Origin of the sequence: Kitasatospora sp. MBT63, from assembly GCF_000710465.2 — a bacterium.
GTDB lineage: Bacteria > Actinomycetota > Actinomycetes > Streptomycetales > Streptomycetaceae > Kitasatospora.
The window spans coordinates 1-26,656 of record NZ_JAIZ01000294.1 but is presented as its reverse complement, the minus strand read 5'-3'; the positions used below and the strand labels follow the sequence as shown (position 1 = coordinate 26,656).

Annotated in this window: 30 protein-coding genes and 1 riboswitch; of the genes, 17 read left to right on the top strand and 13 right to left on the bottom strand. The window is 74.0% G+C overall.

The features are described 5' to 3' along the window. Positions 1–60: 60 nt before the first annotated feature. The gene (locus AA75_RS18210) at positions 61–417 is read right to left on the bottom strand and encodes a hypothetical protein (protein ID WP_033821132.1); all 357 of its coding nucleotides are present in this window, start codon (positions 415–417) and stop codon (positions 61–63) included. A 217-nt stretch (positions 418–634) separates the two neighbouring features. Between AA75_RS18210 and AA75_RS47600 the strand changes: the two genes are divergently transcribed. The 3 genes from AA75_RS47600 (at position 635) to AA75_RS18195 (ending at position 3,697) form a co-directional block, all read left to right on the top strand. Next, positions 635–1,354, top strand: a complete 720-nt coding sequence (locus AA75_RS47600) for a DUF2199 domain-containing protein (RefSeq protein ID WP_149038222.1) — start codon at positions 635–637, stop codon at positions 1,352–1,354. A 139-nt stretch (positions 1,355–1,493) separates the two neighbouring features. Further along, a complete protein-coding gene (locus tag AA75_RS18200; RefSeq protein WP_033821130.1) occupies positions 1,494–2,297 on the top strand; it encodes a glycerophosphodiester phosphodiesterase in 804 nt (267 codons plus the stop codon). Then, positions 2,294–3,697, top strand: a complete 1,404-nt coding sequence (locus tag AA75_RS18195; RefSeq protein ID WP_082526610.1) for an MFS transporter — start codon at positions 2,294–2,296, stop codon at positions 3,695–3,697. Before AA75_RS18200 ends, AA75_RS18195 begins: the two co-directional genes overlap by 4 nt. Positions 3,698–3,751: 54 nt before the next feature. On the opposite strand, the gene AA75_RS18190 is transcribed toward AA75_RS18195, so the two are convergent. Together AA75_RS18190 and AA75_RS18185 are read right to left on the bottom strand one after the other, a co-directional pair. Further along, a complete protein-coding gene (locus AA75_RS18190) occupies positions 3,752–4,501 on the bottom strand; it encodes an SDR family oxidoreductase (RefSeq protein WP_033821129.1) in 750 nt (249 codons plus the stop codon). A gap of 151 nt (positions 4,502–4,652) precedes the next feature. Further along, a complete protein-coding gene (locus AA75_RS18185) occupies positions 4,653–5,555 on the bottom strand; it encodes an AraC family transcriptional regulator (RefSeq protein ID WP_033821128.1) in 903 nt (300 codons plus the stop codon). A gap of 142 nt (positions 5,556–5,697) precedes the next feature. On the opposite strand from AA75_RS18185, the gene AA75_RS18180 reads away from it, so the two are divergent. The 4 genes from AA75_RS18180 to pntB all read left to right on the top strand — a co-directional run bounded on the left by AA75_RS18180 (position 5,698) and on the right by pntB (position 10,436). Further along, entirely contained in the window at positions 5,698–6,015 is a 318-nt protein-coding gene (locus AA75_RS18180; RefSeq protein ID WP_033821127.1) for a putative quinol monooxygenase, read from the top strand. A 126-nt stretch (positions 6,016–6,141) separates the two neighbouring features. Continuing rightward, the gene (locus AA75_RS18175; protein ID WP_051812712.1) at positions 6,142–7,047 is read left to right on the top strand and encodes an alpha/beta hydrolase; all 906 of its coding nucleotides are present in this window, start codon (positions 6,142–6,144) and stop codon (positions 7,045–7,047) included. 350 nt (positions 7,048–7,397) lie between these two features. Beyond that, positions 7,398–8,966: a Re/Si-specific NAD(P)(+) transhydrogenase subunit alpha gene (locus AA75_RS18170; protein WP_033821125.1), complete on the top strand. Its 1,569-nt coding sequence runs from the start codon at positions 7,398–7,400 to the stop codon at positions 8,964–8,966. Positions 8,967–8,972: 6 nt separating this feature from the next. Next, positions 8,973–10,436, top strand: coding sequence for a Re/Si-specific NAD(P)(+) transhydrogenase subunit beta (gene pntB, locus AA75_RS18165; RefSeq protein ID WP_033821124.1), 1,464 nt, complete (start codon positions 8,973–8,975; stop codon positions 10,434–10,436). A gap of 61 nt (positions 10,437–10,497) precedes the next feature. Here pntB and AA75_RS18160 read toward each other — a convergent pair whose 3' ends face one another. Continuing rightward, positions 10,498–11,094, bottom strand: a complete 597-nt coding sequence (locus AA75_RS18160) for a class I SAM-dependent methyltransferase (protein ID WP_033821123.1) — start codon at positions 11,092–11,094, stop codon at positions 10,498–10,500. A gap of 438 nt (positions 11,095–11,532) precedes the next feature. Between AA75_RS18160 and AA75_RS50940 the strand changes: the two genes are divergently transcribed. From AA75_RS50940 to AA75_RS18150, 3 genes are all read left to right on the top strand, one after another. Next, positions 11,533–11,706, top strand: a complete 174-nt coding sequence (locus tag AA75_RS50940; RefSeq protein ID WP_199520348.1) for a hypothetical protein — start codon at positions 11,533–11,535, stop codon at positions 11,704–11,706. A gap of 9 nt (positions 11,707–11,715) precedes the next feature. Then, entirely contained in the window at positions 11,716–12,342 is a 627-nt protein-coding gene (locus tag AA75_RS18155) for a hypothetical protein (RefSeq protein ID WP_051812707.1), read from the top strand. Between the two features lie 120 nt (positions 12,343–12,462). Continuing rightward, positions 12,463–14,004: a PTS transporter subunit EIIC gene (locus tag AA75_RS18150; protein WP_082526612.1), complete on the top strand. Its 1,542-nt coding sequence runs from the start codon at positions 12,463–12,465 to the stop codon at positions 14,002–14,004. A gap of 27 nt (positions 14,005–14,031) precedes the next feature. Here the strand turns inward: AA75_RS18150 and AA75_RS18145 are convergent, their stop codons facing one another. Continuing rightward, entirely contained in the window at positions 14,032–14,454 is a 423-nt protein-coding gene (locus AA75_RS18145) for a hypothetical protein (protein WP_033821122.1), read from the bottom strand. 246 nt (positions 14,455–14,700) lie between these two features. After that, positions 14,701–15,180: an acyl-CoA thioesterase gene (locus tag AA75_RS18140; RefSeq protein ID WP_051812705.1), complete on the bottom strand. Its 480-nt coding sequence runs from the start codon at positions 15,178–15,180 to the stop codon at positions 14,701–14,703. Positions 15,181–15,399: 219 nt separating this feature from the next. Then, positions 15,400–15,553, bottom strand: a riboswitch (cobalamin riboswitch). A gap of 203 nt (positions 15,554–15,756) precedes the next feature. Between AA75_RS18140 and AA75_RS18135 the strand changes: the two genes are divergently transcribed. Beyond that, complete coding sequence (locus AA75_RS18135; RefSeq protein ID WP_051812703.1) at positions 15,757–16,161, top strand: nuclear transport factor 2 family protein; 405 nt, start codon at positions 15,757–15,759, stop codon at positions 16,159–16,161. 75 nt (positions 16,162–16,236) lie between these two features. Here AA75_RS18135 and AA75_RS18130 read toward each other — a convergent pair whose 3' ends face one another. Next, positions 16,237–16,839 carry a superoxide dismutase gene (locus AA75_RS18130; RefSeq protein WP_033821121.1) on the bottom strand — a complete coding sequence of 201 codons (603 nt, stop codon included), beginning with the start codon at positions 16,837–16,839 and terminating at the stop codon, positions 16,237–16,239. 216 nt (positions 16,840–17,055) lie between these two features. On the opposite strand from AA75_RS18130, the gene AA75_RS18125 reads away from it, so the two are divergent. From AA75_RS18125 to AA75_RS44795, 3 genes are all read left to right on the top strand, one after another. Further along, positions 17,056–17,451 carry a BlaI/MecI/CopY family transcriptional regulator gene (locus tag AA75_RS18125; protein WP_233289071.1) on the top strand — a complete coding sequence of 132 codons (396 nt, stop codon included), beginning with the start codon at positions 17,056–17,058 and terminating at the stop codon, positions 17,449–17,451. Continuing rightward, entirely contained in the window at positions 17,448–18,395 is a 948-nt protein-coding gene (locus AA75_RS18120; RefSeq protein ID WP_051812701.1) for a M56 family metallopeptidase, read from the top strand. Before AA75_RS18125 ends, AA75_RS18120 begins: the two co-directional genes overlap by 4 nt. Positions 18,396–18,600: 205 nt before the next feature. Further along, positions 18,601–19,083, top strand: a complete 483-nt coding sequence (locus AA75_RS44795; RefSeq protein ID WP_033821119.1) for a MarR family winged helix-turn-helix transcriptional regulator — start codon at positions 18,601–18,603, stop codon at positions 19,081–19,083. A gap of 64 nt (positions 19,084–19,147) precedes the next feature. Here the strand turns inward: AA75_RS44795 and AA75_RS18115 are convergent, their stop codons facing one another. Further along, on the bottom strand, positions 19,148–20,434 hold the full coding sequence (locus tag AA75_RS18115; RefSeq protein WP_063794386.1) for an MFS transporter: 1,287 nt from the start codon (positions 20,432–20,434) through the stop codon (positions 19,148–19,150). 29 nt (positions 20,435–20,463) lie between these two features. Continuing rightward, positions 20,464–21,048, bottom strand: coding sequence for a helix-turn-helix domain-containing protein (locus tag AA75_RS18110; protein WP_033821118.1), 585 nt, complete (start codon positions 21,046–21,048; stop codon positions 20,464–20,466). 136 nt (positions 21,049–21,184) lie between these two features. Between AA75_RS18110 and AA75_RS18105 the strand changes: the two genes are divergently transcribed. Next, positions 21,185–21,640 (top strand): hypothetical protein, encoded by a 456-nt coding sequence (locus AA75_RS18105; RefSeq protein ID WP_033821117.1) that lies wholly within the window; start codon positions 21,185–21,187, stop codon positions 21,638–21,640. Positions 21,641–21,730: 90 nt separating this feature from the next. On the opposite strand, the gene AA75_RS18100 is transcribed toward AA75_RS18105, so the two are convergent. The 4 genes from AA75_RS18100 to AA75_RS18085 all read right to left on the bottom strand — a co-directional run bounded on the left by AA75_RS18100 (position 21,731) and on the right by AA75_RS18085 (position 24,415). Then, positions 21,731–22,366: a phosphatase PAP2 family protein gene (locus AA75_RS18100; RefSeq protein WP_033821116.1), complete on the bottom strand. Its 636-nt coding sequence runs from the start codon at positions 22,364–22,366 to the stop codon at positions 21,731–21,733. Continuing rightward, positions 22,363–23,010 carry a DedA family protein gene (locus tag AA75_RS18095; protein WP_033821115.1) on the bottom strand — a complete coding sequence of 216 codons (648 nt, stop codon included), beginning with the start codon at positions 23,008–23,010 and terminating at the stop codon, positions 22,363–22,365. Before AA75_RS18095 ends, AA75_RS18100 begins: the two co-directional genes overlap by 4 nt. A gap of 102 nt (positions 23,011–23,112) precedes the next feature. Then, on the bottom strand, positions 23,113–23,907 hold the full coding sequence (locus AA75_RS18090; protein WP_033821114.1) for a membrane protein: 795 nt from the start codon (positions 23,905–23,907) through the stop codon (positions 23,113–23,115). 4 nt (positions 23,908–23,911) lie between these two features. Then, entirely contained in the window at positions 23,912–24,415 is a 504-nt protein-coding gene (locus tag AA75_RS18085; protein WP_149038221.1) for a hypothetical protein, read from the bottom strand. A gap of 140 nt (positions 24,416–24,555) precedes the next feature. Between AA75_RS18085 and AA75_RS18080 the strand changes: the two genes are divergently transcribed. Further along, on the top strand, positions 24,556–25,233 hold the full coding sequence (locus AA75_RS18080) for a response regulator transcription factor (protein ID WP_033821112.1): 678 nt from the start codon (positions 24,556–24,558) through the stop codon (positions 25,231–25,233). Continuing rightward, positions 25,226–26,656 (top strand): HAMP domain-containing sensor histidine kinase (locus tag AA75_RS18075; RefSeq protein ID WP_051812699.1); only part of this gene is annotated, 1,431 nt, incomplete at its 3' end. The genes AA75_RS18080 and AA75_RS18075, both read left to right, overlap by 8 nt.

The following is a 26,656-nucleotide window of genomic DNA, read 5'->3' as shown; positions in this document are numbered from 1 at the left end:
CCGGCACGGCCGGGGCGGGGGCGGGGGCGGGCCGGTCGGGGCCCGGCGGTCAATTGGCGGTCAGGTGGCCAGGCTGAAGTCACCGCCCACCGGTGCGGCGATCTTGTCGACGCCGGTCGGCGCGGTGAGCGTGGTGACCGGCTTGCTGCTGTCCTCGGTGGTGCCGTTGCCGAGCTGCCCGGAGGTGTTATGCCCCCAGGCCTTGAGGCGGTTGTCACTGTCGGTCACGGCCAGGCTGTGGTTGCAGCCGGCCGCGGTCTGCGAGACCCCTCCGAGCTGGCCCTTGTCGTTCAGGCCCCAGGACATCACGGTTCCGTCGGCGAGCAGCGCCAAGGCGCGGGAGGCGCCGGCGATGATGCTCTTGACGGTGGTCAGGCCGGGCACCGGCACGGCGGTGGTGCGGGTGGCCGGGGTCATGCGCCATTCGATACGGGGTGGCCTCCGAAGGAAGCAATCCCGTTGCCCGGCCACGCCCTGACCACCGGTCGGCCGACCGGTCGGCCGAGCGCACTCGGCCCATCCTCACCGGACGAAGTCCCGCCCCGCCGGGCGCGACCGGGGCCGCCACGCGACCGCGGGCTTCGGAGTGGCGTGCGGCGAGGTCGAGTTGCGGTCGCGCCGTCCGGCGGGCGAGATGGGGCCCGCGCCGTGCGGGTGGCCGGCCGGGCCCGACCACGAGGGCAGCGCGACGGGTCGAGGCCGACGTGGAGAGCTGTGGCTCCGTCATCATGTGGTTGACTCTCCGACCATGGCTTGGTGGCGAGGCAGAGACAAGGGTTCCGGGACGGGTGGCGCGGCCGCTCCGCCCGCACCCGCGTGCACGTGCTGCGACGGCACGCTGTCCGCCGGCGATCCCCGGTTCAACCTCTCGCTGCCCGATCCGGTCGCCAAGATGTCGGCCTACGCCCAGGAGACCTGCATCAGGTTCCTGTCCGACTTCATGGTCTCCACCGAGAACATCGGCGCATTCACCCGCGCCCTGCTCCCGGTCACCCTGACCGACGGGCGGACGGTGACCTTCGGTGTGTGGGTCGCGATCGACGGGCCGACGTACCGCTACATCTCCGAGCTGGGCCGCGACGGCACCGACGAGGAGTACGCGACCATGGAGTTCGACGGGCTTCTCGCCAACGCCCTGGAGCCGTGGGGGCGCAAGGTCCTGCGTGCCGAGGTGTCCGTCGCGATCCCCGACTCCCCGTTCGACCGGCCGACGCCGCAGATCATCAGCAGCACCCACGCCACGGTGACCCGCATGCTGAGCGAGCCGTGGGCGCCGGGGAAGGTGCTCACGGGCAGCCGCGCCTGGGCGCTGCGGTACGACGCCGACGCCCCGCCGGTCCCCCACCTCCGCTGAGGCACGCGCTCCGGACGTTACTGCTTGACAGCCTGCGCAATACTGTAACGCGCACGGCCCGGGCGTTGTTCGAGCGGGCAGCGCGGCTCGGGCCCCGCGGCCCGAGGAGTACCTCTCCCCAGCAGCTCCGGAGCACCACATGCACCCCTTCCTCGACCACCCGGGGCCGCTCGCCTTCGCGCACCGGGGCGGTGACCTCGGCCACCCCGAGAACTCGCTCGCCGCGTTCGAGGCCGCCGTGGCCCTGGGGTACCGGTACCTGGAGACGGATGTGCACGCCACCAGCGACGGGGTGCTGGTGGCCTTCCACGACTCCCGCCTCGACCGGGTCACCGACCGCAGCGGCGCTGTGGCCGAGCTGCCGTGGGACACCGTCAGGCAGGCCCGGATCGGCGGGACCGAGCCGGTGCCGCTGCTGGAGGACCTGTTCGGGGCGTTCCCCACCGCGCGCTTCAACATCGACGTCAAGGCGGCCCCGGCCGTCGCGCCGCTGGTCGAGGCCGTCCGCCGGACCGACGCCTGGGACCGGGTCTGCGTCGGCGGCTTCTCCGACAGCCGGCTGGCCGCCGTCCGCGCCGCGGCCGGCCCCCGGCTGGCCACCTCGCTCGGCCCGCGCGAGGTGGCCCGGCTGCGGCTGCGCTCGCTGGCCGGGCCGCTGCTCCGGGGCCGGGGGCGGCCCTTCGCGGGCCTGTGCGCCCAGGTCCCGGAACGGCACAACGGTGTACGGGTGGTCGACCGGGCCTTCGTCCGCGCCGCCCACCGCCTCGGCCTGCAGGTCCACGTCTGGACCGTCGACGATCCCACCAGGATCCGGGCTCTGCTCGACCTGGGTGTGGATGGCATCATGGCCGATCGCATCGACGTCCTGCGGGACGTCCTGGACGAGCGCGGCTGCTGGACCGACAGCAGCACCGGCTCCAGCACGGAGACAGGAGCCCCATGAACACCACGGCCCCCTTGCCGGACCCCCTCCCGGACCAGCTGCCGGACAGCCCGGCGGCCGCCGACGACGGCCGTGCCCTGCGCCGGATGCAGTTCGGCTGGTACATCAACGACTGGGCCAACGCGGCCTTCTCGGCCACCGTCCTGACGGTGTTCCTCGGGCCGTACCTGACCACGGTGGCCAAGAACGCCGCCGACGCGTCCGGCGACGTGCACCCCTTCGGTCTGACGATCCGCGCCGGCTCGTTCTTCCCGTACACGGTCTCCTTCTCCGTCCTGATCTCGGTCGCGGTGATGCTGCTGACCGGGACGCTCGCGGACCGCACCGGGCGCCACAAGGAGCTGATGTGCGGCTTCGCCTACGTCGGCTCGCTCGCCACGATGGCGATGTTCTTCCTCGGCGGTGACCACTACCTCCTCGGTGGCGGGCTGCTGGTGGTCGCCAACATCGCGTACGCGGTCTCGGTCGCCCTCTCCTATGCCTACCTCCCGGGCCTGGCCTCCCCCGACGAGCGCGACGCCGTCTCCTCCAAGGGCTGGGCCTACGGCTACGCGGGCGGCGGTCTGCTGCTGATCGCCAACCTCGCGCTGTTCGAGGGCCACGACGCGCTCGGCCTGTCCACCGGCACCGCCGTGCGCATCTGCCTGGCCTCGGCCGGCCTGTGGTGGGCGCTGTTCACCATCGTCCCGCTGCTGCGCCTGCCCTCCCGGGCCGGTGCAGTCACCGGCCGCGCGGCGGCGGCCCCCGACCGGCCCGCCGCCGGCAGCCTGCGCGAACTCGCCCGCACCCTGCGCGGGATGCGCGAGTACCCGCTCACCCTGCTCTACCTGGGCGCCTTCCTCTGCTACAACGACGGCATCCAGACCGTCGTCTCGCAGGCCTCGCTCTACGGCAGCGAGGAGCTCGGCATGGGGCAGACCTCGCTGGTCGCCGCCGTGCTGATGGTCCAGATCGTGGCGATCGGCGGCGCGCTGCTGCTCGGGCGGATCGCCCAGCGGTACGGCGCCAAGCGGACCGTGCTGGGCTCGCTGGTCGGCTGGGTGATCACGCTGGCGCTCGGGTACTTCATGCCCGCCCACCAGCCCGCCTGGTTCTTCGCCCTGGCCTGCATGATCGGCCTCGTGCTCGGCGGCAGCCAGGCGCTCTCCCGTTCGCTGTTCTCCCACCTCATCCCGGCCGGGCGGGAGGCGGAGTACTTCAGCGTCTACAAGGTCAGCGACCGCGGCACCAGCTGGATGGGCCCGCTGGTCTTCGGCCTCGCCTACCAGATCACCGGCAGCTACCGCTCGGCGATCATCTCCCTGCTGATCTTCTTCGTGATCGGCTTCGCGGTGCTGGTCAAGGTGCCCGTGCGCCGCGCCATCGAGGCCGTCGGCAACCCCGTCCCCGAGCGGCTCTGACGGTTCTGCCACCAGGAACGGCCCGGACCGCGCTGGTCCGGGCCGTTCGTCGTATCACCTGGCCTGGGCGAGCCACAGCGCGTCGGGCCCGGCCGGGAAGCGCAGTTGCCCGGTGGTGTCGTGCGCGGCGCACCACACCGCCTCGGCGACATCCGTCTCGGTGGTGAACAGCTCCTGCGCCGTGAAGTCGGCCATCGCCCTCCCGGCCCAGGCCGCGTACGGCGCCGGGACCAGTGCGTCCGGCGGGGTGCCGCCGGTCGCCCGCTGCGCGAAGTTGGTGGTCAGGCAGGCGCCCGGCTGGACGGTCCGCGCCCGGACGCCGAAGGGTGCGAGTTCGAGGGCGAGCGAGGCGGTGAACCCTTCGACGGCCATCTTGCTCGCCTTGTAGAGCGCGGAGAGCGGCATGTGGCCGAGCACGACGCTGGAGGTCACGTTGACCACCACGCCGCTGCCGCGCTCACGGAACCCGGGCAGGACCGCCTGGGTGGTGGCCATCACGCCGAAGGTGTTGGTCTCGAAGACCTCCCGCACCCGGGACATCGGGGTCCCCTCGAACACCCCGATCGCGGGGATGCCGGCGTTGTTGACCAGGACGTCCACCGGCCCGGCGGCCTCGACGGCGGCGGCGATGCTCTCCGGCCGGGTCACGTCGAGTCCGAGCACCCGCAGCCGCTCCGACTCCGGGAACAGGTCCGGGCGCGGGGTCCGCATCGTGGCGATGACCTTCCACCCCCGGTCGTGGAAGTGCAGGGCGGTCTGCCGGCCGTAGCCGGACGAGGCGCCGGTGATCAGGACGGTGTCCATCGGGAATCCTCCGGGATGAGGGGTCCGTGCTGCACGGCCGTGCTTCACGGGAGAACCAGTGATTCCAGTGAACCGCTCTGACCTGCGGCGATGATAGAACGATCCTCCCGCTCCCTTGCCCGATCCTCCCGTCCCCGGCTCCCGGCCGCACTCAGGGGAGCACGGCCGCCGGGGCCGGCCCGGCGTCCCGCAGCCGGGCCGCGTCCCGGCTAGGGGGCTCGCCGAACTGGCGGCGGTACTCACGGCTGAACTGCGAGGCGCTGTCGTAGCCGACCCGGCGGCCGACCCCGGTCACGTCGCCCGGATGGGTGGCGAGCAGCAGCCGCGCCTCCTGGAGCCGGATCTGCTTCTGGAACTGGATCGGGCTCATCGCCGTCACCGCCTGGAAGCTGCGGTAGAAGGCCGAGACGCTCAGTCCGGACAGCCGCGCCACGTCCTCGACCCGGAAGGGCTCGGCGTAGTGCTCGCGGATCCACCGCACGGCCCGGGAGACGTGGCTGAGTCCGCTGTCGGCCAGACCCAGCTGGCGTACGGTCGCCCCCTGCTCCCCCGTGATCAGCCGCCACAGGATCTCGCGTTTGGCCAGCGGCGCGAGCACCGCCCGGTCGCGCGGCCGGTCGAGCAGGCGCACCAGCCGGACCACCGCGTCGAGCAGGTCGGCCGGTGCGTCGGCGACGGCGATGCCGGACGGGGCGCCGCTGTCGCGGGGGAGGTCACCGGGCCCGGCCTGCAGCAGGAGTTCGGCGACGGCGGACGGCTCGAGGAGCAGGCCGAACCCCAGCGCCGGGTGCCCTGGGCCGATCCGGGTGAACTGCCCGGTGACGGGCAGGTCGACGGAGGCGACCAGGTACTGCCCGGCGCCGTACTCGTAGACCAGGTCGCCGAGCGCCAGCCGTTTGGCGCCCTGGGCGATCACCGCGAGGACGGTGCCGGACATGGCGGGGGCCGGGGGATCCGACCGGTCGACCCTGGAGAGCAGTACGCCGTCGATGGCGGTGGTCGCGTCGGGCCGGGCGTGACGCGCCACCAGGGTGCGGAGTTCGTCGAGGGACATGCCCCCATTGCAGCACCGCCCCGCGCCCGATTCCCGAGGGCGCGAGGATCGTGCAAGGACCGGCGAGCATCGTTCTAACGTCTGTGCAGGTCAGGCCGGTTGACTGGAGTCACCCCACTCCACCACCGGAAGGACCGATCCGATGAGCGTCACGTACGGCTTCCACGCCACCATGACCGCCGCACCGGGCCGGGGCGGCCGCCTGGTCGACCTGCTGCTGACCGGGCTGGACGAGGGCAGCCCCGGCGCCGACGAGCACTGCCTGGTCTACCTCGTCTCGCGGTCGGCCACCGACCCCGACCGGGTCCACGTCGTCGAGGGGTGGACCAGCGAGGAGGACCACCACCGGGTGTTCGCCGGCCGGGCGGCGCAGGCGATCGTCGCTCGGGTCGGCGAACTGCTGGCCGGGGAGCCCGAGTTCACCGACCAGGTCCCGGTGCGCGGCAAGGCCGCGGGCTGACCTCCCCGGGCACCGCACCCCTCGCCTCCCCCTCGGACCCCCCTCGAACCGAAAGGCCCCGCGACCGTGAACCCCGGCAGCACCCGCCCCGCCCTCGACCCCGAGCTGCGTGAACTCCTCGACGGCATGCCCCTGATGACCGAACTGGACCCGGACCTGCTGGCCCGGCTGCGCCAGTACCCCGCCGCCCCCGTCGAGTCACTGCTCGCCCACCGGCAGGTCCAGCGGCGGGAGTTCACCGTGCCCGGCGCGGACGGCGCACCGCTCCCACTGACCGTCCTCGCCCCCGCCGGCGACGGCCGCCCCGCCGCCGCTCCGTGCGTCTACTGGCTGCACGGCGGCGGGATGGTGATGGGCGACCGCTTCTCGCAGCTCGACATCCCGCTGGAGTGGCTCGACGAGTTCGGCGCGGTGGTGGCCACGGTCGACTACCGGCTCGCGCCGGAGAGCGGCGGCACCTCGCTCGTCGAGGACTGCTACCAGGGGCTGCGCTGGCTCGTCGGGCACGCCGGCGAACTCGGCATCGACCCCGCCCGGATCATCGTCGCGGGCGCCAGCGCGGGTGGCGGCCTCGCCGCCGGCGTCGCCCTGCTCGCCCGCGACCTCGGCACCCCCGCCATCGCCGCACAGGTCCTGATCTGTCCGATGCTCGACCACCGCAACACCAGCACCTCCAGCCGTCAGTTCTCCGGCGTGCCCGGCGTCTGGACCCGCGAGATGAACGAGTTCGCGTGGCGGGCGGTCCTCGGCGACACCCCCGCCGAGGAGGTGTCCCCGTACGTCTCCCCCGCCCGCGCCGACGACCTCGGCGGCCTGCCCGCCGCCTATGTCGACACCGGCTCCGCCGAGGTGTTCCGCGAGGAGGACACCGCCTACGCCACCCGGATCTGGGCCGCCGGCGGGCACGCCGAACTCCATGTGTGGGCGGGCGGCTTCCACGGTTTCGACGCCCTCCACCCCGGGGCGCAGATCTCGGCCACGGCCCGCCGTACCCGAACCGCCTGGCTCGCCCGGCAGCTGCGCCGGATGTGACGTATACGCACCTGGCCCCGTATCCCGGGCCGGTCCCGCGCCGCCGGACGGGCCGTCATCCCGTCCGGCGCACCTCCGAGGTGACCGACCCGCACCCGGGCCCGGGGGACGACCGCCCCTGCCCCGCCCGGTCCGGGAGCCCTCCAGTGCGGCGACCGGGACCGCTCGACCCGGCACCCCCATCGTCGCCCCACCGGGCCTCGCGCACTCACTCAGTGAGGCTAATCACTGCCTCGCGGTCTCGGCCCCGGACGCCGGGGCGGTGTACGTTCCTGCGACCAGCGGGTGGAGCACCCACCGCTGCCGCAGATGCCCGGTCAGCAGCGCCTCCGACGAGAGAGACACCAGACATGTCTGCACAGGTCCCGACCCATCACCCACCCCAGCGCATCGGCGTGGTCGCCGAGTCGTCGTCCGGGGAGACCCGCGTCGCCGCGACACCCGCGACGGTGCGGCAGTTGCTCGACCTCGGCTACCAGGTCGTCGTCGAGTCGGAGGCCGGCGCGGCCTCCGGATTCACCGACGGGGCCTACACCGAGGCCGGCGCGACCATCGGCGACGCCTGGGCGGCCGACGTGGTCCTCAAGGTCAACGCGCCGTCGGGCGGCGAGATCGACCGGCTGCGCGCGGACGCCACCGTCGTCGGGCTGCTCACGCCCGCGCAGCGCCCCGAACTGGTGGAGCAGCTGTCCGCGCGGGGCGTCACGGCGCTCGCGCTGGACGCCGTCCCGCGGATCTCCCGGGCCCAGTCGATGGACGTGCTCAGCTCGATGGCCAACATCGCCGGGTACCGGGCGGTGATCGAGGCGGCCCACGTGTTCGGACGCTTCTTCACCGGCCAGGTCACCGCCGCGGGCAAGGTGCCGCCGGCGAAGGTCCTGGTGGCGGGGGCCGGTGTGGCCGGGCTCGCGGCCATCGGCGCGGCGTCCAGTCTGGGCGCGATCGTCCGCGCCACCGATCCGCGGCCCGAGGTCGCGGACCAGGTCCGGTCGCTGGGCGGCGAGTACCTGGCCGTGAACGTCGTCCAGGAGGCGAGCACCGACGGCTACGCCAAGGCGACCTCCGCGGACTACGACCGTGCCGCCGCCGCGCTCTACCACGAGCAGGCCGCCGACGTGGACATCATCGTCACCACGGCGCTGATCCCCGGCCGGCCCGCCCCGCGGCTGGTCACGGCCGCGGACGTGGCGGCGATGAAGCCGGGCAGCGTCATCGTCGACATGGCCGCCGCCCAGGGCGGCAACGTCGAGGGCACCGTGCCCGGCCGGGCGGTGGTCACCGACAACGGTGTCACCATCATCGGCTACACCGACCTGGCCGGCCGGCTGGCCACCCAGGCCTCGCAGCTGTTCGGCACCAACCTGGTGAACCTGCTGAAGCTGCTGACCCCCGGCAAGAACGGCCGGCTGGTCATCGACTTCGAGGACGTGGTCCAGCGGGCCGTGACGGTGGTCCGGGCCGGCGAGGTCACCTGGCCTCCGCCGCCGGTCGCCGTGTCGGCGGCCCCGGCCGCCGCGCCCGCGGCCGCCGCCGCGCCGGTGGCGGCGAAGGAGTCCCGGCTCACCCCCGCGGTCCGGTTCGGCCTGATCGGCCTGGGGATGCTCGCCGTCTTCCTGGTGATCGCCTTCGCGCCGACCCAACTCGCCGAGAACTTCACGGTGTTCGCGTTGGCGGTGGTGATCGGCTACTACGTCATCGGCAAGGTGCACCACGCGCTGCACACCCCGCTGATGTCGGTGACCAACGCGATCTCCGGGATCGTGGTGATCGGAGCGCTGGTGCAGATCGGGCACGAGAGCTGGATCGTGACCGCGCTGTCGTGCGTCGCCGTGCTGCTGACGAGCGTGAACATCTTCGGAGGCTTCGCCGTCACCCGCCGCATGCTGAGCATGTTCTCGACTGCCCCCGAAAGGCGCTGAGCCCCGATGACTACCACCACGGCCTCCCACGCCGCGGACCTGGTCGCCGCCCTGCTGTTCATCCTCAGCCTCGCCGGGCTCTCCCAGCACCGGACCTCGCGGGCCGGAGTCGTCTACGGCATCGCCGGCATGGCCCTCGCGCTGGTCGCCACCATCGTGCTGGCGGCGCAGAGCATCACCGCGGGCGCGGTCGCCCTGATCGTCCTCGCGATGGTGCTCGGCGGCGCGGCGGGCCTGTGGCGGGCGCGGCGGGTCGAGATGACGCAGATGCCCGAACTCATCGCCGTCCTGCACAGCTTCGTCGGCCTCGCCGCCGTCCTGGTCGGCTGGAACGGCTACCTGGAGGTCGAGGCGCACGGCTCGGCCCAGACGCTGGTCTCCGCCGACCTGCTGGGCATCCACCACGCCGAGGTCTTCATCGGCATCTTCATCGGCGGGGTCACCTTCACCGGCTCGATCGTGGCCTTCCTCAAGCTGTCCGCCCGGATCGCCTCCCGCCCGCTGACGCTGCCCGGCAAGAACATCCTCAACCTGGGCGCACTGGCCGCGTTCGCGGGGCTCACCGCCTGGTTCACCGCCGGCCCCGGCCTGGGGCTGATGGTCGCGGTGACCGTGCTGGCGCTGCTGCTCGGCTGGCACCTGGTCGCCTCGATCGGCGGCGGCGACATGCCCGTCGTCGTGTCGATGCTGAACAGCTACTCGGGGTGGGCCGCGGCCGCCGCCGGGTTCCTGCTCGACAACAACCTGCTGATCGTCACCGGGGCGCTGGTCGGCTCCTCCGGCGCGTACCTGTCGTACATCATGTGCCGGGCGATGAACCGCTCCTTCATCTCGGTGATCGCCGGCGGGTTCGGCATCGAGGCGCCGTCGGGCGGCGACGAGGAGCAGGGCGAGCACCGCGAGGTCCGCGCCGAGGAGGCCGCGGGGCTGCTGGCGCAGGCCCGGTCCGTGGTGATCACCCCCGGCTACGGCATGGCGGTGGCCCAGGCGCAGCACCCGGTGGCGGAGCTGACCCGGCGGCTGCGCGAGCGCGGGGTGGAGGTCCGCTTCGGCGTCCACCCGGTGGCCGGGCGCCTGCCGGGACACATGAACGTGCTGCTGGCCGAGGCGAAGGTGCCGTACGACATCGTCCTGGAGATGGACGAGATCAACGACGACTTCGGCAAGACCGACGTCGTCCTGGTCATCGGCGCCAACGACACCGTCAACCCGGCCGCCACCGACGACCCGACCAGCCCGATCGCCGGGATGCCGGTGCTGCGGGTGTGGGAGGCGGAACAGGTGATCGTCTTCAAGCGCTCGATGGCGTCCGGCTACGCGGGCGTGCAGAACCCGCTGTTCTTCCGCGAGAACAGCACCATGCTCTTCGGGGACGCCAAGCAGAGCGTGGACGCCATCCTCCAGGCCCTCCCCGGCGACGCCCGGACCACCACCGACCGGCCCGTCCGCCAGCACACCACGGCCGGCTAGACCGGGAGCCCCTTCCCACCGGACCGCCCGGGCCCCGCGCCCGGGCGGTCCGTTCGCGTTCTCAGGGCCGCCTGGTGCCGATCACGGTGGACAGGTCGGCGGCGAGCCGGACCTCGGTGGCGAGGAGCGCGGGATGCTCCAGCCAGGCCAGCCGGGCACCGTCCGGCCTGCCCTCGTGCACCGGGGGCCACGCGGTCAGCGGTGTGAAGTCGTCGATCACGATCGAGCCGCCGGGCGTCAGCAGGCGCTCGGGATCCGCGGCGGCGCCCTGCTTGCCGTTGCCCCCGCCGTCGACCACCAGCAGGTCGAAGGGGCCGTGGCTGTGGACGGCCGTCCAGTCACCGTGGACGATCTCCACCCCGGGTACGCCGGCGAACAGCTCGGACGTCAGCTCCACCAGCCGGCGGTCCCGCTCCACGCTCACCACCCGCACCCCCCGCCGCCGCCCGGCGATCAACCAGGCCAGGCCGACACCGCACGCGGTACCCGTCTCCCCGATGCGCTCCCGCGCGCCCGAGGCCAGGGCGGACAGCAAGCGCCCCTGCTCCGGCCGGCAGGACTTGGTGAACCCGATCCGCCGCGCGAGGTCCACCGCCTTCACGACCAGTGCGGGCAGGTCGGCCTCTCCCGCATACCTGTCAGTGCCTCGGACCGACACCGTGCCACCCCTTCCCCCGGGCACCAGGACGACGCGCCCGGCCGAGCCACCGTACGCGACGTCCCGGCCCGCGGGTGCCGGTCCGCGGATGCCGGTCTGCGGGTGCCGTCGCGACGGATTCCGAATTTTCGGAAATTTCTCCATCTGCCCAGCTCAGGGTAGGTACACGGCTGCCGCTGAGGGCTCGGCTCACGGTGGGTGATGGGGGTCTGCTGCGGATTTCGTGCACACTGGGGATCGGGCCGCTGATGTCCCGCCCCTCCGGCCGGCGGCACCGTACCGACGGTGCCGGCCCGGACCGACTCCCTTGCCGGCCTTCGATCACCGGCAGGTCTCCACTGGCTCCCCCGCCGCAGGAGATCCGGTGCCCGGCCACACGTCGCCGCGCACACCGCGACATCGACCCAAGTGATACCGCTCTACCGAGGAACATCACCCATGACCCACGGAGCCCACCCCCTCGCTCCCGCCCCTCACGCCGACATCGACCAGGCCCGCCACTGCGCCGACTGCCGCGGCTGGGGAACCGTGATCACCCCCGACGGCCGCCACGAACTGTGCCCCGCCTGCCAGCGCCCCGAAGAGACGGACTCGTCGGCCGTACGGGCCTGATCTGCGGACATGGCGATCAACGGCTTCGCGGCCACCGAGTTCCAGCTGGTGCTGCTGCGCCGGATGGCCGACTTCCACCCGGAGCTGGTGGAACGGGCGGTGCACCGGCTCGGAGCGAGCCGCGGCGACCTCCGTGAGGCGAACAAGCGCTGGCAGGCGATGATCCGGTCGAGCCGCTTCCCGTACGGCGCCCGCCGCTACGCAGCGGTGCTCGGCCCACCCGAGGCGGTCCTCCCCCGCCACATCGGCGACCTCGACTGCACGGCGCAGCACTGGGAACTCCCGCTCTGGCCCGGCCTGCGCTTCGAGATCCTGCTCGGACCGGCCGGTGCGGGGTCCCCGCCATGGAACGAATGGCTGGTCCGCGCTCCGGGGGTCCCGGCGCCGGCGCTGCGCACGCTCGCGGACCTGACCCCGTGGAGCTGCGTCGTCTCGGACGTCGCGGCGGCCTTCCCGCCGGCCGTACCGCGCGAGGGCAGTGCGCCGACCCGGTGGCAGCTCGACCTCACCGCACCCGACGCGGGCGGGCGGCCGCGCCCTTGCACCGCGGACTTCACCTGGGGCCTCCTCCAGGAGGTACGCGTCCACGGGGTACGCGCCGACTCCACCGGCGAGGCGGCTGCGCCGATCGGATGAACCCCGGCACCGCGCGCCGGGTCCCCACCTCGCCCCCGGGGTCACGGGTCCCGCGACACGACCGCGGAGCCGGCCCGGCGCAGCACGGGAGGCGAGGCCGGGAGCGCCATCCTGGTGATCATGTCCGACGACAAGCACCGTGCCACCGCCGAGGCCGTCCTCCCGCTCGTCGGGGGCGCCGCCAACATCCACTCCGTCGCACACTGCATGACCCGGCTGCGGCTCGGCCTGCGCGACCGGTCCCTGGTGGACGAGGAGCGGCTCCGTGCCCTTCCGGCGGTTCTGGGCGTCGTCGAGGACGACACGTATCAGATCGTGCTCGGCCCGGGCGTCGTCTCCTGTGTGACACCCGAGCTCCGGGCCCTGCTCGACGGAGCCCCGCCCGACGGGGCCCTGTCCGGCGGGCGGCAGGACCACGGGAACCCCGGTGCCGAGCCCCCTGTCGGTGCCGGGGAGCTGGCCCGGCGGGGCGCGGCGATCAGGGCGCGGGCCGGTGCCGGGCGGGCGACGCCGGTCAGGCTGGTGCTCGGCCGGATCGCGAACGTCTTCGTCCCGCTGATCCCCGCGCTGATCGGTTGCGGCATCGTGGCCGCCGTCAACGGCGCGCTCGTCAATCTCGGGTGGGCCCCCGCGCTGGTGCCTGCCCTCACCGCGATCTCCGCGGGGTTCATGTCCCTGCTCACGGTCTTCGTCGGCTACAACACCGCGAAGGAGTTCGGCGGCACACCCGTGCTGGGCGGTGCCGTGGCCAGTGTGATCGTGTACGCGGGGGTCTCCAAGGTGGAGGTGCTCGGCCACCAGCTCGTACCGGGCCGGGGCGGGGTGATCGGGGCGCTCGCCGCCGCCCTGCTGGCGGTGCAGGTCGAACGGTGGACCCGGCGGGTGATGCCCGACGGCCTCGACGTCCTGCTCACCCCGACGGTCACCGTGCTGGTCACCGGCCTGGTGACGCTGTTCGGCCTGATGTTCGTGGCGGGCGAGGTCTCCTCGGCGATCGGCGATCTCGCCACCTGGCTGCTGGCCCACGGTGGTGCGCTGGCGGGGCTGCTGCTCGGGGGTCTGTTCCTCCCCCTGGTGATGTTCGGCCTGCACCAGGCGCTGATCCCGATCCACACCACGCTGATCCAGCAGCACGGCTCCACCGAGCTGCTGCCGATCCTCGCCATGGCCGGGGCCGGGCAGGTCGGCTGCGCCGTGGCCGTCCTCCTGCGGCTGCGGGGCAACACCTCGGTCAGGGCGACCATCAGGTCCGCGCTCCCGGCGGGCCTGCTCGGCGTCGGCGAGCCGCTGATCTACGGGGTGTCGCTCCCGCTCGGGCGCCCGTTCGTCACGGCCTGTCTCGGCGGAGCCTGCGGCGGGGCCGTCGTCGGGCTGCTGGGGCAGCTCGGTGCCACCGTCGGCGCGACCGCCATCGGGCCCTCCGGCTGGGCGCTCTTCCCCCTGCTGACCGGCTCACGCGGCTTCCTGGTGAGCGCGGCCGTCTACGCCGCGGGCCTGGCGACCGGATACACCACCGGCCTGCTGGCCACCTACTACTTCGGCTTCACCCGGGAGATGCTCGACGAACTCGGCGCCGTCCCGCCGCCCCACGGCCCGGCCACCGGCACCGGCACCCCCGCCGCGGAGGCCGCCCGCGACGCACCGGCGGTCCCGAAGCCGTAGCGACGGGCTCCGCGCCGGGGCGTCCGGTCAGCAGTGGCAGAGGAGTTGGACGATCAGCGCGTCCTCGGGAAGCTCGCGCAGGTAGGCGTCGGCGAGCCGCCAGTACGCGTCCGGCTCGGACTCCTCGGGGCGGGGAGTGCCGAGGGAGCGCACGTTCCAGGGGTCGGCCCACTGTCCGTCGAGGGTCAGCAGTGCGTAGGTGGGCACGGCCGTGGCGGCCGCGCGCTCGACGAAGTCGCGCTCGCCGCAAGCGAAGAGGGCAACGGGGTCCTGGGTCAGGTAGCTGTTCGGGTAGTGCCGGTCGCCGCCCCCGATCGCGTACTGGGCGAGCGCCTGGACCAGGGGCTGGGCGAGGTGCTCGCGCTTGGCCCGGTCGGCCGGTGGACGAGCCGGGCACCCCCCGCGTACTCGGGCCGGACGACCAGGTTGTCGTAGCTGGATATCTGCCACCCGTCCCATTCACCCTGCGGATTGTACCCGTCCTCCCTGGTAGCCGGGTCGATGTTCTGGTCGAACGGACGCATGGCGGTGGCGATGGCGGAGACCGGATCCTCCACGGCGTCCGGGGGGGAGACTGACCGTCACTCTGAACTTCGCCATGCTTCCTCCATGATCATCCGGCCGGGCGCGGGCCAGGATACAGCGACCGGGCCCGGGCCGCCGCGCGGATCTGGCGGCCCGGGCAGGTGGCGGGGGTCAGTCGGCGGCGTTCCTCATCCGCCGGGTGCGGCGCTCGCGGGCCAGGCGTTCGCGGCGCTGTTCGGCGGCGCCCTCCGGCAGCAGGACCGGTACCCGGTGCGGCTGCCCGTCCGCGTCGACGGCGACGAAGACCAGCTGAGCCGTCGCCACCCTGGTCACCGGCCCGGTGAGGTTCCAGCGTTCGGCCGTCACTACCACCGAGACGTCCATGGAGGTCCGGCCGGCGTGGTCGACCCGGGCACGGACCGTCAGGAGGTCACCGGCCCGGACCGGCGCGAGGAAGGACATCTCCTCCACCGAGACGGTGACCGCGGGCACGCCGGCGTGCCGGCCGGCGGCAGCGGCCGCGGCGTCGTCGATCAGCTTCATCACCACACCGCCGTGCACCGTCCCGTAGAGGTTGGTGTCGTGCTCGCTCATGATGTGCGCGAGGGTGACCGCCGAGTCGGCCGGCGTCCGGGAGACGGCAGGGGGCATCGTCACGGCGCCATCACCCCGCCGCCCGTCGGCGCGACGGCGGTCGCGGCCCTGGTGGCACGCCGGTGGTAGGGCTGCTTCACGGAACTCTCCTTCGCGAGTTCGTGAGCCCCGGGTGCGCGAAGGAGCAGGAGGTACGGGATCGCCGTCCCTCCCTGCCGCCGACCCGCCCTCGGGGTCCGGTGAGACCGCGGACCACTGCGGTCCACGGGCAGCGGCAGGTCTTCGGACTCGCGGGCGCGCCCAGCCCTGTGAAGGGCGGACACCTACTGGCCGTCGCTTCCCGGGCCCGCTACGGGCCCAGTGCGTATGACGGCGGTCGTTCCCGCTCACCGCTGCGGGGCAGTCCCGGATTCCCACCGGGTTCCCTCTTGCGACGCGCCTGCCTGGCGGACAGGGCGAACCAGCTGCGCAGGCCACTCTACGGTCGTCGCCGCAGATCAGAACCACCGGGCAGGGCCCGTGACGAGCACCCTGCGGGACGCCGTGCGGCACGGCCGGCGCCGGAAGGCGGCGGGGACGTCCTCGCTCCTAGCATGGAACGAGACGGCGGCCCCGACCGAGGTGAGGTGTCCGGTGAACGAGCAGAGCATGATCGAGACGATCAGATCGGTCTACGAGGCCTTCGGCAGCGGCGACCTGCCGGGGATCCTGGCCAGACTGGACGACGACGTCGACTGGGCCTCGGAGACCACGTCGACCGCGGCCCCCTGGTACGGCGTGCGGCACGGGAAGGCCGAAGTGGCCGAATTCTTCGAGCAGTTCGGTTCGACCATGGCGGTGCAGGAGTTCATCCCGGTGTCCTTGGCCGCGAACGACAGCGACGTCCTGAGCGTGGTGCGGATGCGGGCCGAACACCGGGCCAGCGGCCGGGTCCTGGCGATGGACCTGCACCACCGTTTCACCTTCCGCGACGGGAAGATCGTCTACTACCGCGGCACCGAGGACACCGCCCAGACCGAGGCCGCCTTCCGGTCCTGACGGCCGGCTCCGCCGTACGAGGCGACGCCCCGGCCGGGGCGCCCGGTGCGAGCGGGCGCCCCGGCGGACGGTCCGTCAGGCGTTCTTGGCGGCGGCGAACCGGGCGGCGACGTCGTTCCAGTTGACGACGTCCCAGAGCTTGGTGACGTAGTCCGGGCGGACGTTCCGGTACTGCAGGTAGTAGGCGTGCTCCCAGGCGTCGAAGGCCAGCAGCGGGGTGGTGCCCTGGCCGACGTTGCCGTGGTGGTCGTAGACCTGCTCGACGATCAGGCGCTTGCCGAGCGGCTCCCAGGACAGGATGCCCCAACCCGAGCCCTGGACGCCGACGGTGGCGGTGGTGAGCTGCTTCCTGAACGCCTCGAAGCCGCCGAAGTGCTCCTCGATCGCGGTGCCCAGCTCACCGTCGGGACGGTCACCGCCGTCCGGGGAGAGGTTCTCCCAGAACAGCGAGTGCAGCACGTGGCCCGACAGGTGGAACGCCAGCGTCTTCTGCAGGCCCACCAGGCCGCCGAACTGCTCCTTGTCGCGGGCCTCGGCCAGCTGCTCAAGGGTGTCGTTGGCGCCCTTGACGTAGGCCGCGTGGTGCTTGGAGTGGTGCAGCTCCAGGATCTCGGCGGTCATCGCCGCCTCGAGCGCGGAGTAGTCGTACGGCAGATCGGGAAGTGAGTACGCGCCCATCGGGACACAGTTCCTTTCAACGGTGACGGTGGTGCCGGCCCCACACTATTGCGTGTTAGTTGCAACTGCTAACACAATGCTCCAGCATCGCGCCTGCGGGCCCGTCGGGCGGCCCCGCATCCCGCCGTAACCCCGCAGCGCCCGACCTGCCCCTCCCGGGCAGTGGGATGATGAGGCGACCTTGAGGTGCAGACCGGGCCGAGGTGCCGGGTGCGGGTGGAGAACGGGAGTGTGACGGTGGACGAGGCCGGGGAGAGGCGCCCGCACGGCGAGCTCGTCGCCGAGGTCCTGGCGGTCCTGTGGTCGGCTTCCGGGCCGTTGACGCCGGTGGAGGTGAACAGCGCAATCGGCCGGGGCCTGGCGAGGACGACGGTGACGACCATCCTGACCCGGCTGTGCGAGAAGGGGACAGTGGTGCGGATCCGCTCCGGGCGCGGGTTCGCATACTCGCCCGCGGACGACGCCGCCGGGCTGGCCGCGGGCCGGATGCGCCGGGAGCTGGAGCGGGAGCCGCAGCGCGACCTGGTGCTGAAGCGCTTCGTCTCCTCGCTCTCCGAGGACGACGAGGACCTGCTGCGCCGCCTGCTGCTGGACGCCGGGGACGACCGGTGATCCTCGCCCTGGTGCCGGTCGGGCTGGCACTGGCACTCCCCTGGTGCGCGGCGCCGGCCGTGCGCCGGCTGGCGGCGCTGCTGGCGCCCCGCCAGGCGTCGGTGGTGCTCGCGGGCGCCGGGGCGCTGCTCGCCGGAGGTACGGTCGCGGCGCTGGTCGGCCTGTTCCATGTGCCGTTCCTCGCGCGGCTGGAGCGGATCCCGCTGCACACGGTGGCGGCCGCCTGGCCGCTGGTGCTGCCGGTGTCCGCCGTGGCGGGCGTGGTGCTCGCCGTTCAGGCGGTGGTGCTGGTCCGGCGCTGGTGCGAGCACCGGCGCCTGCTCGACCGGGCCTGGGCCTCGGTCCGGGGCGCGGCCCCGGACGGCGATGTGCTGGTGGTCCGGGGTTCGGCTCCGGAGGCGTTCGCGCTGCCCGGGTTCCGTGGGCGCGGAGGGCGGGTCGTGGTCACGACCGGGATGCTCGGTGCGCTCGGCCCGGCGGAGCGGGAGGTGCTGTTCGCCCACGAGCGGACGCACCTGGCCGGGCGGCACCACCTGCTGTCGGTGATCGCCTACCTGGCGGCCGCGGTCCACCCCGCGCTGCGCCCGCTCCGCCCCGACCTCGACTTCCACCTGGAGCGGTGGGCGGACGAGACGGCGGCCGCGGCGGTGGACAGCAGGAAGCGTGCCGCCACCGCGATCGCGCGGGCTGCGCTGGCGGCCGCCCCGGCCGGCCAACCGCCCAGGGGTCTCGGGGCGTTGGCGTCGGTGGGCAGCGGGCCGGTGCCGCGGCGGGTCCAGGCGCTGCTGGCGGCGGCGCCCTCGGGGCCCGGCGGCCGGCGCGGGAGAGCCGCGGTGGCCGGCCTGGGGGCGGCGGTCGTGGTGTCGGCGCTCATGGGTCTGCTGCTGGCGTACGGGCTGCACGAGTACGTGGAGCTGGCCGCGGCGGGGTTGCGGGGGGCCTGACCGGCGCGGATGACGACATCGTTGTAGACCGATGGCCTCGGCGCACGTATGGTTGGCCTCGGTTTACTTCGCGGGCCGTGCCGTGCGCGTGGAGCGCCGCGTGACTCCGGGGGCGATGACGCCCTCCTGATCCAACGCACGGCCGCCCGGCTGTGGAGGCAGGTTTCCCCACGCGGTCCGGGCCGGAGGACTCCCCTCCGTAGCGATGGGACAGGCCGTGTACGACAGGCGGGGCGGACCGACGAGTCCCTCCGAGTGGACCGTTCGCCTGCTGGCCGAGACCGGTCGCGCGGTGGAGACCCTGCTGGCGGGACGGCTGCGGGCCCGCGGGCTTGCGCCGCTGCACCGGTCGGTCCTGGAGGTCCTCGCCGAGCACGGTCCGCACGCCCGCGCCGACCTCGCCCGGCAGTTGGCCGTGGACCCGCCCGGCATCGCATCGGCGGTCGAGGACCTGGTGGCCCGCGGCCTGGTGCAGGTCCTGGTGGTGCACATCGGCGGCCGGCAGGAGGTGGTCACCGTCACCGATGCCGGGAAGGCCGCCCTGGGCGCGGCACTGGACGACGCCCGGGCCGTGCAGGATCTGGTGCTGGGGTCGCTGACCCGGGGCGAGCGCACCCAGCTGCAGTACATGCTGCGGCGGGTGTGCGCGGCGGCGCAGCGCGCCGCCGCCGACACGGCCTCGTCCTGAGGGCCCGGCCCGGGCCGTCCCGGCCGCGAGGTCGGCGGCCGTCCGGAGGGGCCCCGCGCGGCACCTACGTCCGTGCCCCGGGGACGCGGGGTCCGTCCATCCGGCGCCAGGCCGGGAGGATCAGCGGGCAGAGCGCGGTCAGGAGGTAGGCCCCGCCGAGGAGTACCAGGGCCGTGGTCAGCCCGGCGCGGTCCACGAGGTAGCCGCACGCGATGCTGCCGAGCGGCGTCGCCATCAGGACGCCTGCGGCCAGGACGCCGGTCACCCGGCTGCGCAGGGCGTCGGGCACGCGCTCGTACAGCACGGTCGAGACGATCGGGTTGCAGATCCCGGCGGCCAGGCCCGCCACTGCCAGGGCCGCGCCGAGGGGCAGCAGGCCGGGCGCGAAGGCCGCGACCAGCATGCGGGGGCCTCCGCCGACGAGCAGACAGCAGGTGTACAGCGGCCGGCGGGGGAGCCGGTCGGCCAGCACCGCGTGCAGCAGCGCGCCCGCGAGCGCACCGGCGGCGAAGAGGCCCGCGAGCAGCCCGAGGTCGACCGGTCCGCCGAGGTCGCGCTCGGCGTGCACGGGCAGCAGGACCGCGCTCCAGGCCTGGTCGAGGCCGTTGGTGATCATCAGCAGCACGGTGACGGCGAGCAGCAGCCGCTGACGGAGCAGGAAGACCAGGCCTTCGCACAGTTCGTCGCGGTAGGTCGCACGGCCCGGCGGGAGCGTGTCGCGTCGGCGGACGGCGGCGGGCACCCGCCGGAGGCCGACGGCGGTCAGCAGCGCGGAGACCCCGAAGGTCGCGGCGTCCAGCAGCAGCACGGACCCCGCTCCGAAGCAGGCGATCAGGACACCGGCACCCGACGCTCCGAGCAGCCGGGCCGCTCGGGAGGCGCCGGTGTACAGGCTCATCGCGCGGGCGAGCGGAACGCCCGCGTGGTCGGCGAGATCGGGGGTGAGGACCTGACGTGCGGTCTCCCCGGGGGCCTGGAACAGCCCGTTGACCGCCATGATCAGGCACAGCTCCCAGAACCGCAGGACGCCGGCCCGGTGGAGGAGCGGGATCAGCGCGATGGCCGCCCCGCACGCCAGGTCCGACAGCACCGATGCGCGCAGCCGGCCGATCCGGTCGATCACCGGACCGCCGGTGAGTGCCGACACCGCCAGCGGGAGCATGCCGCAGAAGGCCACCAGACCCGCCCTGGAGGCGCTTCCGGTGGTCTGCAGGACGAACCACGGGACACCGATGCCGGCGAAGGCGTTGCCGGTGATCGAGATCAGGTTCGCGGCCAGCAGGGTGCCCAGTGGCCGCCGGTCCGGGGTGGCCCGGGCCGCGTCGGCCCGGCCGGGGGCGGCGACGGTCATCAGGGGGTCTCCGGGGGTGTGTCGGGGTGTCAGCTCTTCGGCCGCGGGAAGGCGTGCAGGTGGATGCGGACCGGGACGGCCTGCGCCTCGTCGTCGGCGGCCAGGTCGCGGTAGCTCTGCACGAGTTCGTGCGCCCTGGCGACCAGCTCACGCGCGAGGCCGGGCGTCAGACGGATGGTGAAGTCGCTCATGTCCCAGCTGCGACGCCACTCCTCGGGCCACTCACCGGTGCCGGCGAGCCAGTCGTCCAGTTCCCGCGCGTGGACGGCGGCCACCTCGCCCAGGAACACCCCCATGGCGCCGCGCACTTCGGGGTCCGGGCTCTCCAGAAACTCCTCCAGCCGGTCGAACCGGTGGCCGCGGTGCTCGGCCCGCCACCACCGTTCGCGGGTGGTGCCGCGATCCGGATCCTCCGCGATGAAGCCGTGCGCGCCGAGCTGCCGCAGGTGGTAGCTGACCGACGCGGACGACTCGCCGAGCCGGGCCGCCAGCTTCGTCGCCGTCGCCGGGCCGTGTTCCCGCAGAGCGGCGAGCAGGCGCATCCGCAGGGGGTGCGCGAGGCCGCGCAGGGAGCGCGCGTCGAGGCTGCGTACGGCGGGTTGAGGTTCCGTCATGAGCGGCAGCGTAGGGGGTGCCACCAGTTCTTTGCAAAGGAACCTTTGCATCGGTGGATCCCGTGGGACACCGTCCCCTTGTGCGGCGCTAGGCGGGTGCCGGGAGCTGCTTCGCGGCGCCGGTGGGGGTGGCCGGGTGGCGGGCGACGAGGTCGAGGTCGTGGCTGGAGAGGGCGATGATGAGGCCCTGGCCGGCGAGTTAGCGCAGGAGGTCGGCGATCTCGCCGCGCACACCGCCGTCAACCAGCTCGTCTCCATCGTCTTCCAGGTCGCCGTCGGCCTCTCCCACGCGGCGTCCATCAACGTCAGCCGCCACCTCGCCCTCGGCGCGTACGGAGCCGCCCGCCGCATCCGCAACACCGCGCCCGCCTGCGGGGCCGCCGTCGGCACCCTGTACCTGGCCCTGCCCGACCTCGTCCTGCGCCCCTACTTCGACCCGCACTCCCCCGCCGACCGGCCGAGCCTGGCCATCACCACCGGCCTGCTCGCCGGCCTGGCCACCACCGCCGTCCTGCTGCTGCGCCGCTACGGCCGGTCCCTCACCGCCCGGGAGGCCACGGCACCGCCCACTGCCGTGGCCGCCACCACCTGACCCCACCGCCGGGGTACGCCACGAGGCCCCACCGGTGATCGGTGGGGCCTCGGCCGTAGGGGTCCGGCCACCGCCGTGGCCGCTCCGGTCTCACGCGGTCAGCAGCCGGCGCAGCCCTCCCGCGCGGGCCCGCTCCACCACCGGGCCGGCCCGCCCGGCCGCAGCCGTCAGGGCGAACCCGGCGGCGGTGCCGAGGACCGCGGCCAGCAAGACGTCGTGCGGGTAGTGGACGCCGACCAGCACCCGCGAGAGCCCCATCGGCACCGCGAGGAGCAGCGCCAGCAGGCCGATGCGGCGCTCGACGTGCCAGAGGGCCGCGGCGCCCGCGAACACGATGACGGTGTGGTTGCTCGGCAGCGACCAGTCCCCGGCCGCAGGGCAGGCCTCCAGCGTGCGGCCGGCGTCGAGGACCTGGCACGGGCGGGGCTCGGCCAGCACGGACTTGAGCAGGGTGTCGGCGGCGAACACCGCGGTGACCACCAGCGGTACGGCCAGCGCCCGCGCCATGGTGGCGCTGTCGGCGCCGCGGGCGCGCCACCACGCCCACAGCATCAGGGCGGCCAGCAGCACCAGCCCGTAGGCGGAGAACGCGGTGACCGCGTGCTGCACGGGAGTGGGCAGCCGCTCCGCCCAGTGGTCGACGCGCAGGTAGAGGCCGCCGTCGAGGCCGCGCCCGTCGACTGCGAGGGACGTCGCGAGGGCAGGGGCGGGGGCCGTGGCCGTCATCGGGCCCTGGCCTGACGGCGGGAGCGCACCAGCTCCAGCAGGAGCGGCAGCAGCGAGAGGGCGACGACGACGGCGACGATCGGCAGGAGGTAGTGGTCGACGTTGGGCACCGAGGATCCGAGGGCGTAACCGGCGAGGACGAGGCCGAAGGTCCAGCCGAGTCCGCCGATCACCTGCCACAGGGTGAAGGTGCGCACGCTGACGCCGAGCGCCCCGGCGAGCGGGTTGAGGACCGTGCGCACGACGGGGACGAACCGGGCCAGCACCACGGCCTTGCCGTGGCCGTAGCGGGTGAGGAGTTCCTCGGCCCGGACGGCGCCTTCGTGCAGGTGTCTGTTGCGGGAGCGGGCGAGCAGGGCGGGGCCGCCGCGCCGTCCGATCAGGTAGCCGGTCTGGGCGCCGGCGAGGGCGCCGACCGCGGCGGCGGCCAGGACCTGGGCGAGGTCCAGGTGGGGCCCGCTGTGGGCACCGGTGGTGCAGAGCAGGCCGGCGGTGAACAGCAGGGAGTCGCCGGGCAGGAAGAAGCCGACCAGCAGGCCGGTCTCGGCGAAGAGGACCACGGCGATGCCCAGCGCGCCGAACGCGCCGAGCAGTGAGCCCGCGTCCAGGGGGTTCACGGCCAGCAGAGCCGATGAGGACAACATCGTGGTGGCGCCTTCCGAGGAGGGACGGGTCCGGGTCGGGGGAACGGTTTCGGGTCGGTGGATGGTTTCGGGTCGGGGGGACGGTCCCGGTCGGGGGACGGTTCAGACGGCGGGCCGCGGCGACCGGCGCGCGACGACCGTGAGCCGGGCCACGGCCACCGCGATGACGATCGCGAGGACGAGGCTGACGGGTCCGGTGCCGAGGTCGAGGCCGCCGCGTTGGCGGCTGACGCCGGCCCAGTCCGCGAAGCACGCGCCGAGCGGGCGGGTGAGCACGTAGGCCCACCAGAACGCCAGGACGGGTGGTGTCCGCAGGGCGCGGTGGCCGAGCGCGGGCACCGCGATCAGGGCGAGGAACAGGAGCCCGGAGGGCAGGTAGCCCCAGCCGAGGGTGGCCGCGGTCAGGTCCCCGACCGCCGTGCCGAGCGCGAAGGTGGCCATCACCGTCGCCCAGTAGAAGACCTCGCGGCGCCCGCCGTCGACCGTCCCGACCGCGAGCGTGCCCTCGGTCCTCCGCCACACCGCGAACAGGGCCGCGAGGGCGAGGGCGAAGGCGAGCGCGGAGGCGGCGTACGGCACCCCGAGGGCGACGTGGGCGACGTCCGCGGCCATGGTGCCGAACACGCTGACCATGACCACCGCCGACCAGTACACGGCCGGTACGTACCGGCGGCTACGGGCCTGCGCGAGCAGGGTGGCGGCGAGGAGCAGCGCCGCGGCGGCGACCGCCGGGACGGGTCCGAGGGCGCGGGCCAGGTAGTCGGAGGTGGTCTCGCCCATGCCGGTGGTGAGGACCTTGACCAGCCAGAACGCCGCCGTCACCTGCGGGACCTTGGTCCGGACGGTCGCGGCGGGCCCGGTACGGGTGGCGGCCGCGGCCGGTGCGGTGGTGCTCAAGGGATCAACCGCCCAGCGTGGTGTTGCCGGTGATGGTGTCGCTCGCCCCGTCGACGGTGACCAGGTGGCGTATCCCGTCGGGGCCGAGTACGACGGCCTGCCAGGCCCGGCCGCCGCCCTGCTCGGGCACCGCCCGCAGCGACTCCACCTTGCCGCCGGGCACCCCCGAGGAGGCCTTCACCACGGCGTCCGCCGCGTCCAGGGCCGGCAGCGGCGCGGGCGCGCGGCCGCCGTCCCGACCCCCGTCGCGGCCGCCGTCGTGACCCTCGTGGCCTTCGTGGCCCTCGCGGCCGTCGGCCCGCCCCTCGCCGTCCCCGGCCGCGGCCGCGTGCTCGCCGTGCGCCTCCCGCTCGTGGTGCAAGGCTACGGCGGCGCCGCCGCCCACGACCACCACGGCGGTCGCACCGGCCGCGATCCAGCGCGCGGAACGCCCGCGCGCCCACCGCCGGACCTGTACCGCCCTGCCCGGCTTCTCCTGCGGCTGCCCCGCACCGACCGGCTCGCTCATGACGCCCACCCCGACTCCCTACCGGGTCCGGGACCCTCGCCCGGACGACACGATCAGCTTGACCGGGCGGGGCTGAAGGGATCCTGAAGACCTGAAGAAGCCTTCAGCCGACCGGCCGCTGGACCTGCCACCCTGGGGGTATGCGAGTACTGGTGGTGGAGGACGAGCGCAGGCTGGCGCTGGCGCTGCAGCACGGTCTGACCGCGGAGGGGTTCACCGTCGACATCGTCCATGACGGCCTGTCCGGCCTCGCCCGGGCGACCGACCACCCGTACGACGTGATCGTGCTGGACATCATGCTGCCCGGCCTGAACGGCTACCGGGTGTGCTCCCGGCTGCGGGCGGCCGGGAGCGACGCCGGCATCCTGATGCTGACCGCGAAGGACGGCGAGTGGGACGAGGCCGAGGCGCTGGACACCGGCGCCGACGACTACCTGACCAAGCCGTTCTCGTTCGTCGTCCTGGTCGCCCGCCTCCGGGCGCTGGCCCGCCGGATCGGCAGCCGGGCACCGCGGCGCACCGTCCTCGGGGACCTCGTCGTCGACTCCGCGGCCCGTACCTGCACCCGGGGCGGCACCGCCGTCGCCCTCACCCCCCGCGAGTTCGCGGTCCTCGACCACCTGGCCCGGCACGCCGGTGAGGCGGTCTCCAAGCGCGAGATCCTCGAAGAGGTCTGGGACAGCGGCCCCGACAGCGACCCCAACACCGTCGAGGTCCACATCAGCGCCCTTCGCCGCAAGATCGACACGCCGTTCGGACGCGCCGCGGTGCAGACCGTACGCGGCGCCGGCTACCGGCTGGCGGCCGACGGTGGCTGACCGGGCCCTCCCCGCCCTGGTGCGGGCCGTGCGCCGCCGGACGGCCGCGACGGCGGACCGGTTCACCCGCCACCCGCGCGTCGCCGCCCTGCTGCACCTCCTCGCACCCCGGTCCGTGCGGACCCGCACCACCGCCGCTGCCTGCGCCGGGGTCGCCGCCGTACTGCTGGTCGCCTGCGGCGCCGTCCTGCTGGTGCTGCGCGTCAACCTGGAACACAGCGTCGAGACCGGCGCCCGCGAACAGGCCCAGGTCGTCGCCCACCTCGCCGCCGGCGGCCACCTCACCTCGCCGCTGCCGCTCGACCACGGCACCGACTTCATCCAGGTCCTCGACGCCGGCGGCAACGTCGTCGCCGCCAGCCAGAACCTGATGGGCCGGCCCGGCCTCGTCCCCACCGACGGCAGCTACAACCTCGGCCACCGCGGCGAGGACTCCCACCAGCGCGTCACCACGGTCACCACCGACACCCCGGGCGGACCCGTCACCATCCACGTCGGCGCCTCACTGCGGACCGCCGACACCGCCGAGGACCTCACCACCGCCGCGCTGGCCGCGATGAGCGCCCTGGTCCTGGTCACTGTCGCGATCCTCACCTGGCGCACCACCGGCCGCGCCCTGCGGCCGGTCGAGGCGATCCGCGCCGAGGTCGCCGCGATCAGCGACCGCGACCTCGCCAGGCGCGTCCCCGACCCCCGCAGCGACGACGAGATCGCCCGCCTCGCCCACACGATGAACGCCATGCTCGCCCGCCTCGAAGCCGCCGGCGACCGCCAGCGCCGCTTCATCGCCGACGCCTCCCACGAGCTGCGCAGCCCGCTCGCCGTCCTGCGCACCCAGCTCGAGGTGGCCCACACCCACCCCGACCCGGAGGTGCGCCGGACCATGGTCGAAGGCGCGCTCCAGGACACCGAACGCCTTCAGGACCTCGCCGGCGACCTGCTGCTGCTCGCCCGCCTCGACAGCCCCGGCCGGCCCCGCCCCGACGACGCCCTCGACCTCGCCGACCTCGTACGCTCGACCGTCCGCGGCCGCATCCCGCCGCCGCACCCGATCGAGCTGCGGGTCCCGGACAGCGTGCCCGTGTACGGGAAGGCCCAGTGGCTCGGCCGCCTGCTGACCAACCTGCTCGACAACGCGCAACGGCACGCCGCCCACCGGGTCACCGTCCACCTGCACCTGGACCCGGCCACCGGGAACGCCGTCCTGGACGTCACCAACGACGGCGCCCGGATCGCCCCCCAGGACCGCGACGCCATCTTCGAACGGTTCACCAGGCTCGACGACGCCCGCAGCCGCGACGACGGCGGCAGCGGCCTGGGCCTGCCCATCGCCCGCGAGATCGCCACCCTCCACGCGGGCACCCTCACCGTCCACGACACCCCCGGCGGCACCTCCTTCCGCCTGACGCTGCCCACCACCCCT

Bases quoted from the DNA above. Each gene is read 5' to 3' on its own strand.
- AA75_RS18210 (WP_033821132.1), bottom strand. From the start codon at position 417: ATGACCCCGGCCACCCGCACCACCGCCGTGCCGGTGCCCGGCCTGACC.
- AA75_RS47600 (WP_149038222.1), top strand. From the start codon at position 635: ATGGGGCCCGCGCCGTGCGGGTGGCCGGCCGGGCCCGACCACGAGGGC.
- AA75_RS18200 (WP_033821130.1), top strand. From the start codon at position 1,494: ATGCACCCCTTCCTCGACCACCCGGGGCCGCTCGCCTTCGCGCACCGG.
- AA75_RS18195 (WP_082526610.1), top strand. From the start codon at position 2,294: ATGAACACCACGGCCCCCTTGCCGGACCCCCTCCCGGACCAGCTGCCG.
- AA75_RS18190 (WP_033821129.1), bottom strand. From the start codon at position 4,501: ATGGACACCGTCCTGATCACCGGCGCCTCGTCCGGCTACGGCCGGCAG.
- AA75_RS18185 (WP_033821128.1), bottom strand. From the start codon at position 5,555: ATGTCCCTCGACGAACTCCGCACCCTGGTGGCGCGTCACGCCCGGCCC.
- AA75_RS18180 (WP_033821127.1), top strand. From the start codon at position 5,698: ATGAGCGTCACGTACGGCTTCCACGCCACCATGACCGCCGCACCGGGC.
- AA75_RS18175 (WP_051812712.1), top strand. From the start codon at position 6,142: ATGCCCCTGATGACCGAACTGGACCCGGACCTGCTGGCCCGGCTGCGC.
- AA75_RS18170 (WP_033821125.1), top strand. From the start codon at position 7,398: ATGTCTGCACAGGTCCCGACCCATCACCCACCCCAGCGCATCGGCGTG.
- pntB (WP_033821124.1), top strand. From the start codon at position 8,973: ATGACTACCACCACGGCCTCCCACGCCGCGGACCTGGTCGCCGCCCTG.
- AA75_RS50940 (WP_199520348.1), top strand. From the start codon at position 11,533: ATGACCCACGGAGCCCACCCCCTCGCTCCCGCCCCTCACGCCGACATC.
- AA75_RS18155 (WP_051812707.1), top strand. From the start codon at position 11,716: ATGGCGATCAACGGCTTCGCGGCCACCGAGTTCCAGCTGGTGCTGCTG.
- AA75_RS18150 (WP_082526612.1), top strand. From the start codon at position 12,463: ATGTCCGACGACAAGCACCGTGCCACCGCCGAGGCCGTCCTCCCGCTC.
- AA75_RS18140 (WP_051812705.1), bottom strand. From the start codon at position 15,180: ATGCCCCCTGCCGTCTCCCGGACGCCGGCCGACTCGGCGGTCACCCTC.
- AA75_RS18130 (WP_033821121.1), bottom strand. From the start codon at position 16,839: ATGGGCGCGTACTCACTTCCCGATCTGCCGTACGACTACTCCGCGCTC.
- AA75_RS44795 (WP_033821119.1), top strand. From the start codon at position 18,601: ATGGGACAGGCCGTGTACGACAGGCGGGGCGGACCGACGAGTCCCTCC.
- AA75_RS18115 (WP_063794386.1), bottom strand. From the start codon at position 20,434: ATGACCGTCGCCGCCCCCGGCCGGGCCGACGCGGCCCGGGCCACCCCG.
- AA75_RS18110 (WP_033821118.1), bottom strand. From the start codon at position 21,048: ATGACGGAACCTCAACCCGCCGTACGCAGCCTCGACGCGCGCTCCCTG.
- AA75_RS18100 (WP_033821116.1), bottom strand. From the start codon at position 22,366: ATGACGGCCACGGCCCCCGCCCCTGCCCTCGCGACGTCCCTCGCAGTC.
- AA75_RS18095 (WP_033821115.1), bottom strand. From the start codon at position 23,010: ATGTTGTCCTCATCGGCTCTGCTGGCCGTGAACCCCCTGGACGCGGGC.
- AA75_RS18085 (WP_149038221.1), bottom strand. From the start codon at position 24,415: ATGAGCGAGCCGGTCGGTGCGGGGCAGCCGCAGGAGAAGCCGGGCAGG.
- AA75_RS18080 (WP_033821112.1), top strand. From the start codon at position 24,556: ATGCGAGTACTGGTGGTGGAGGACGAGCGCAGGCTGGCGCTGGCGCTG.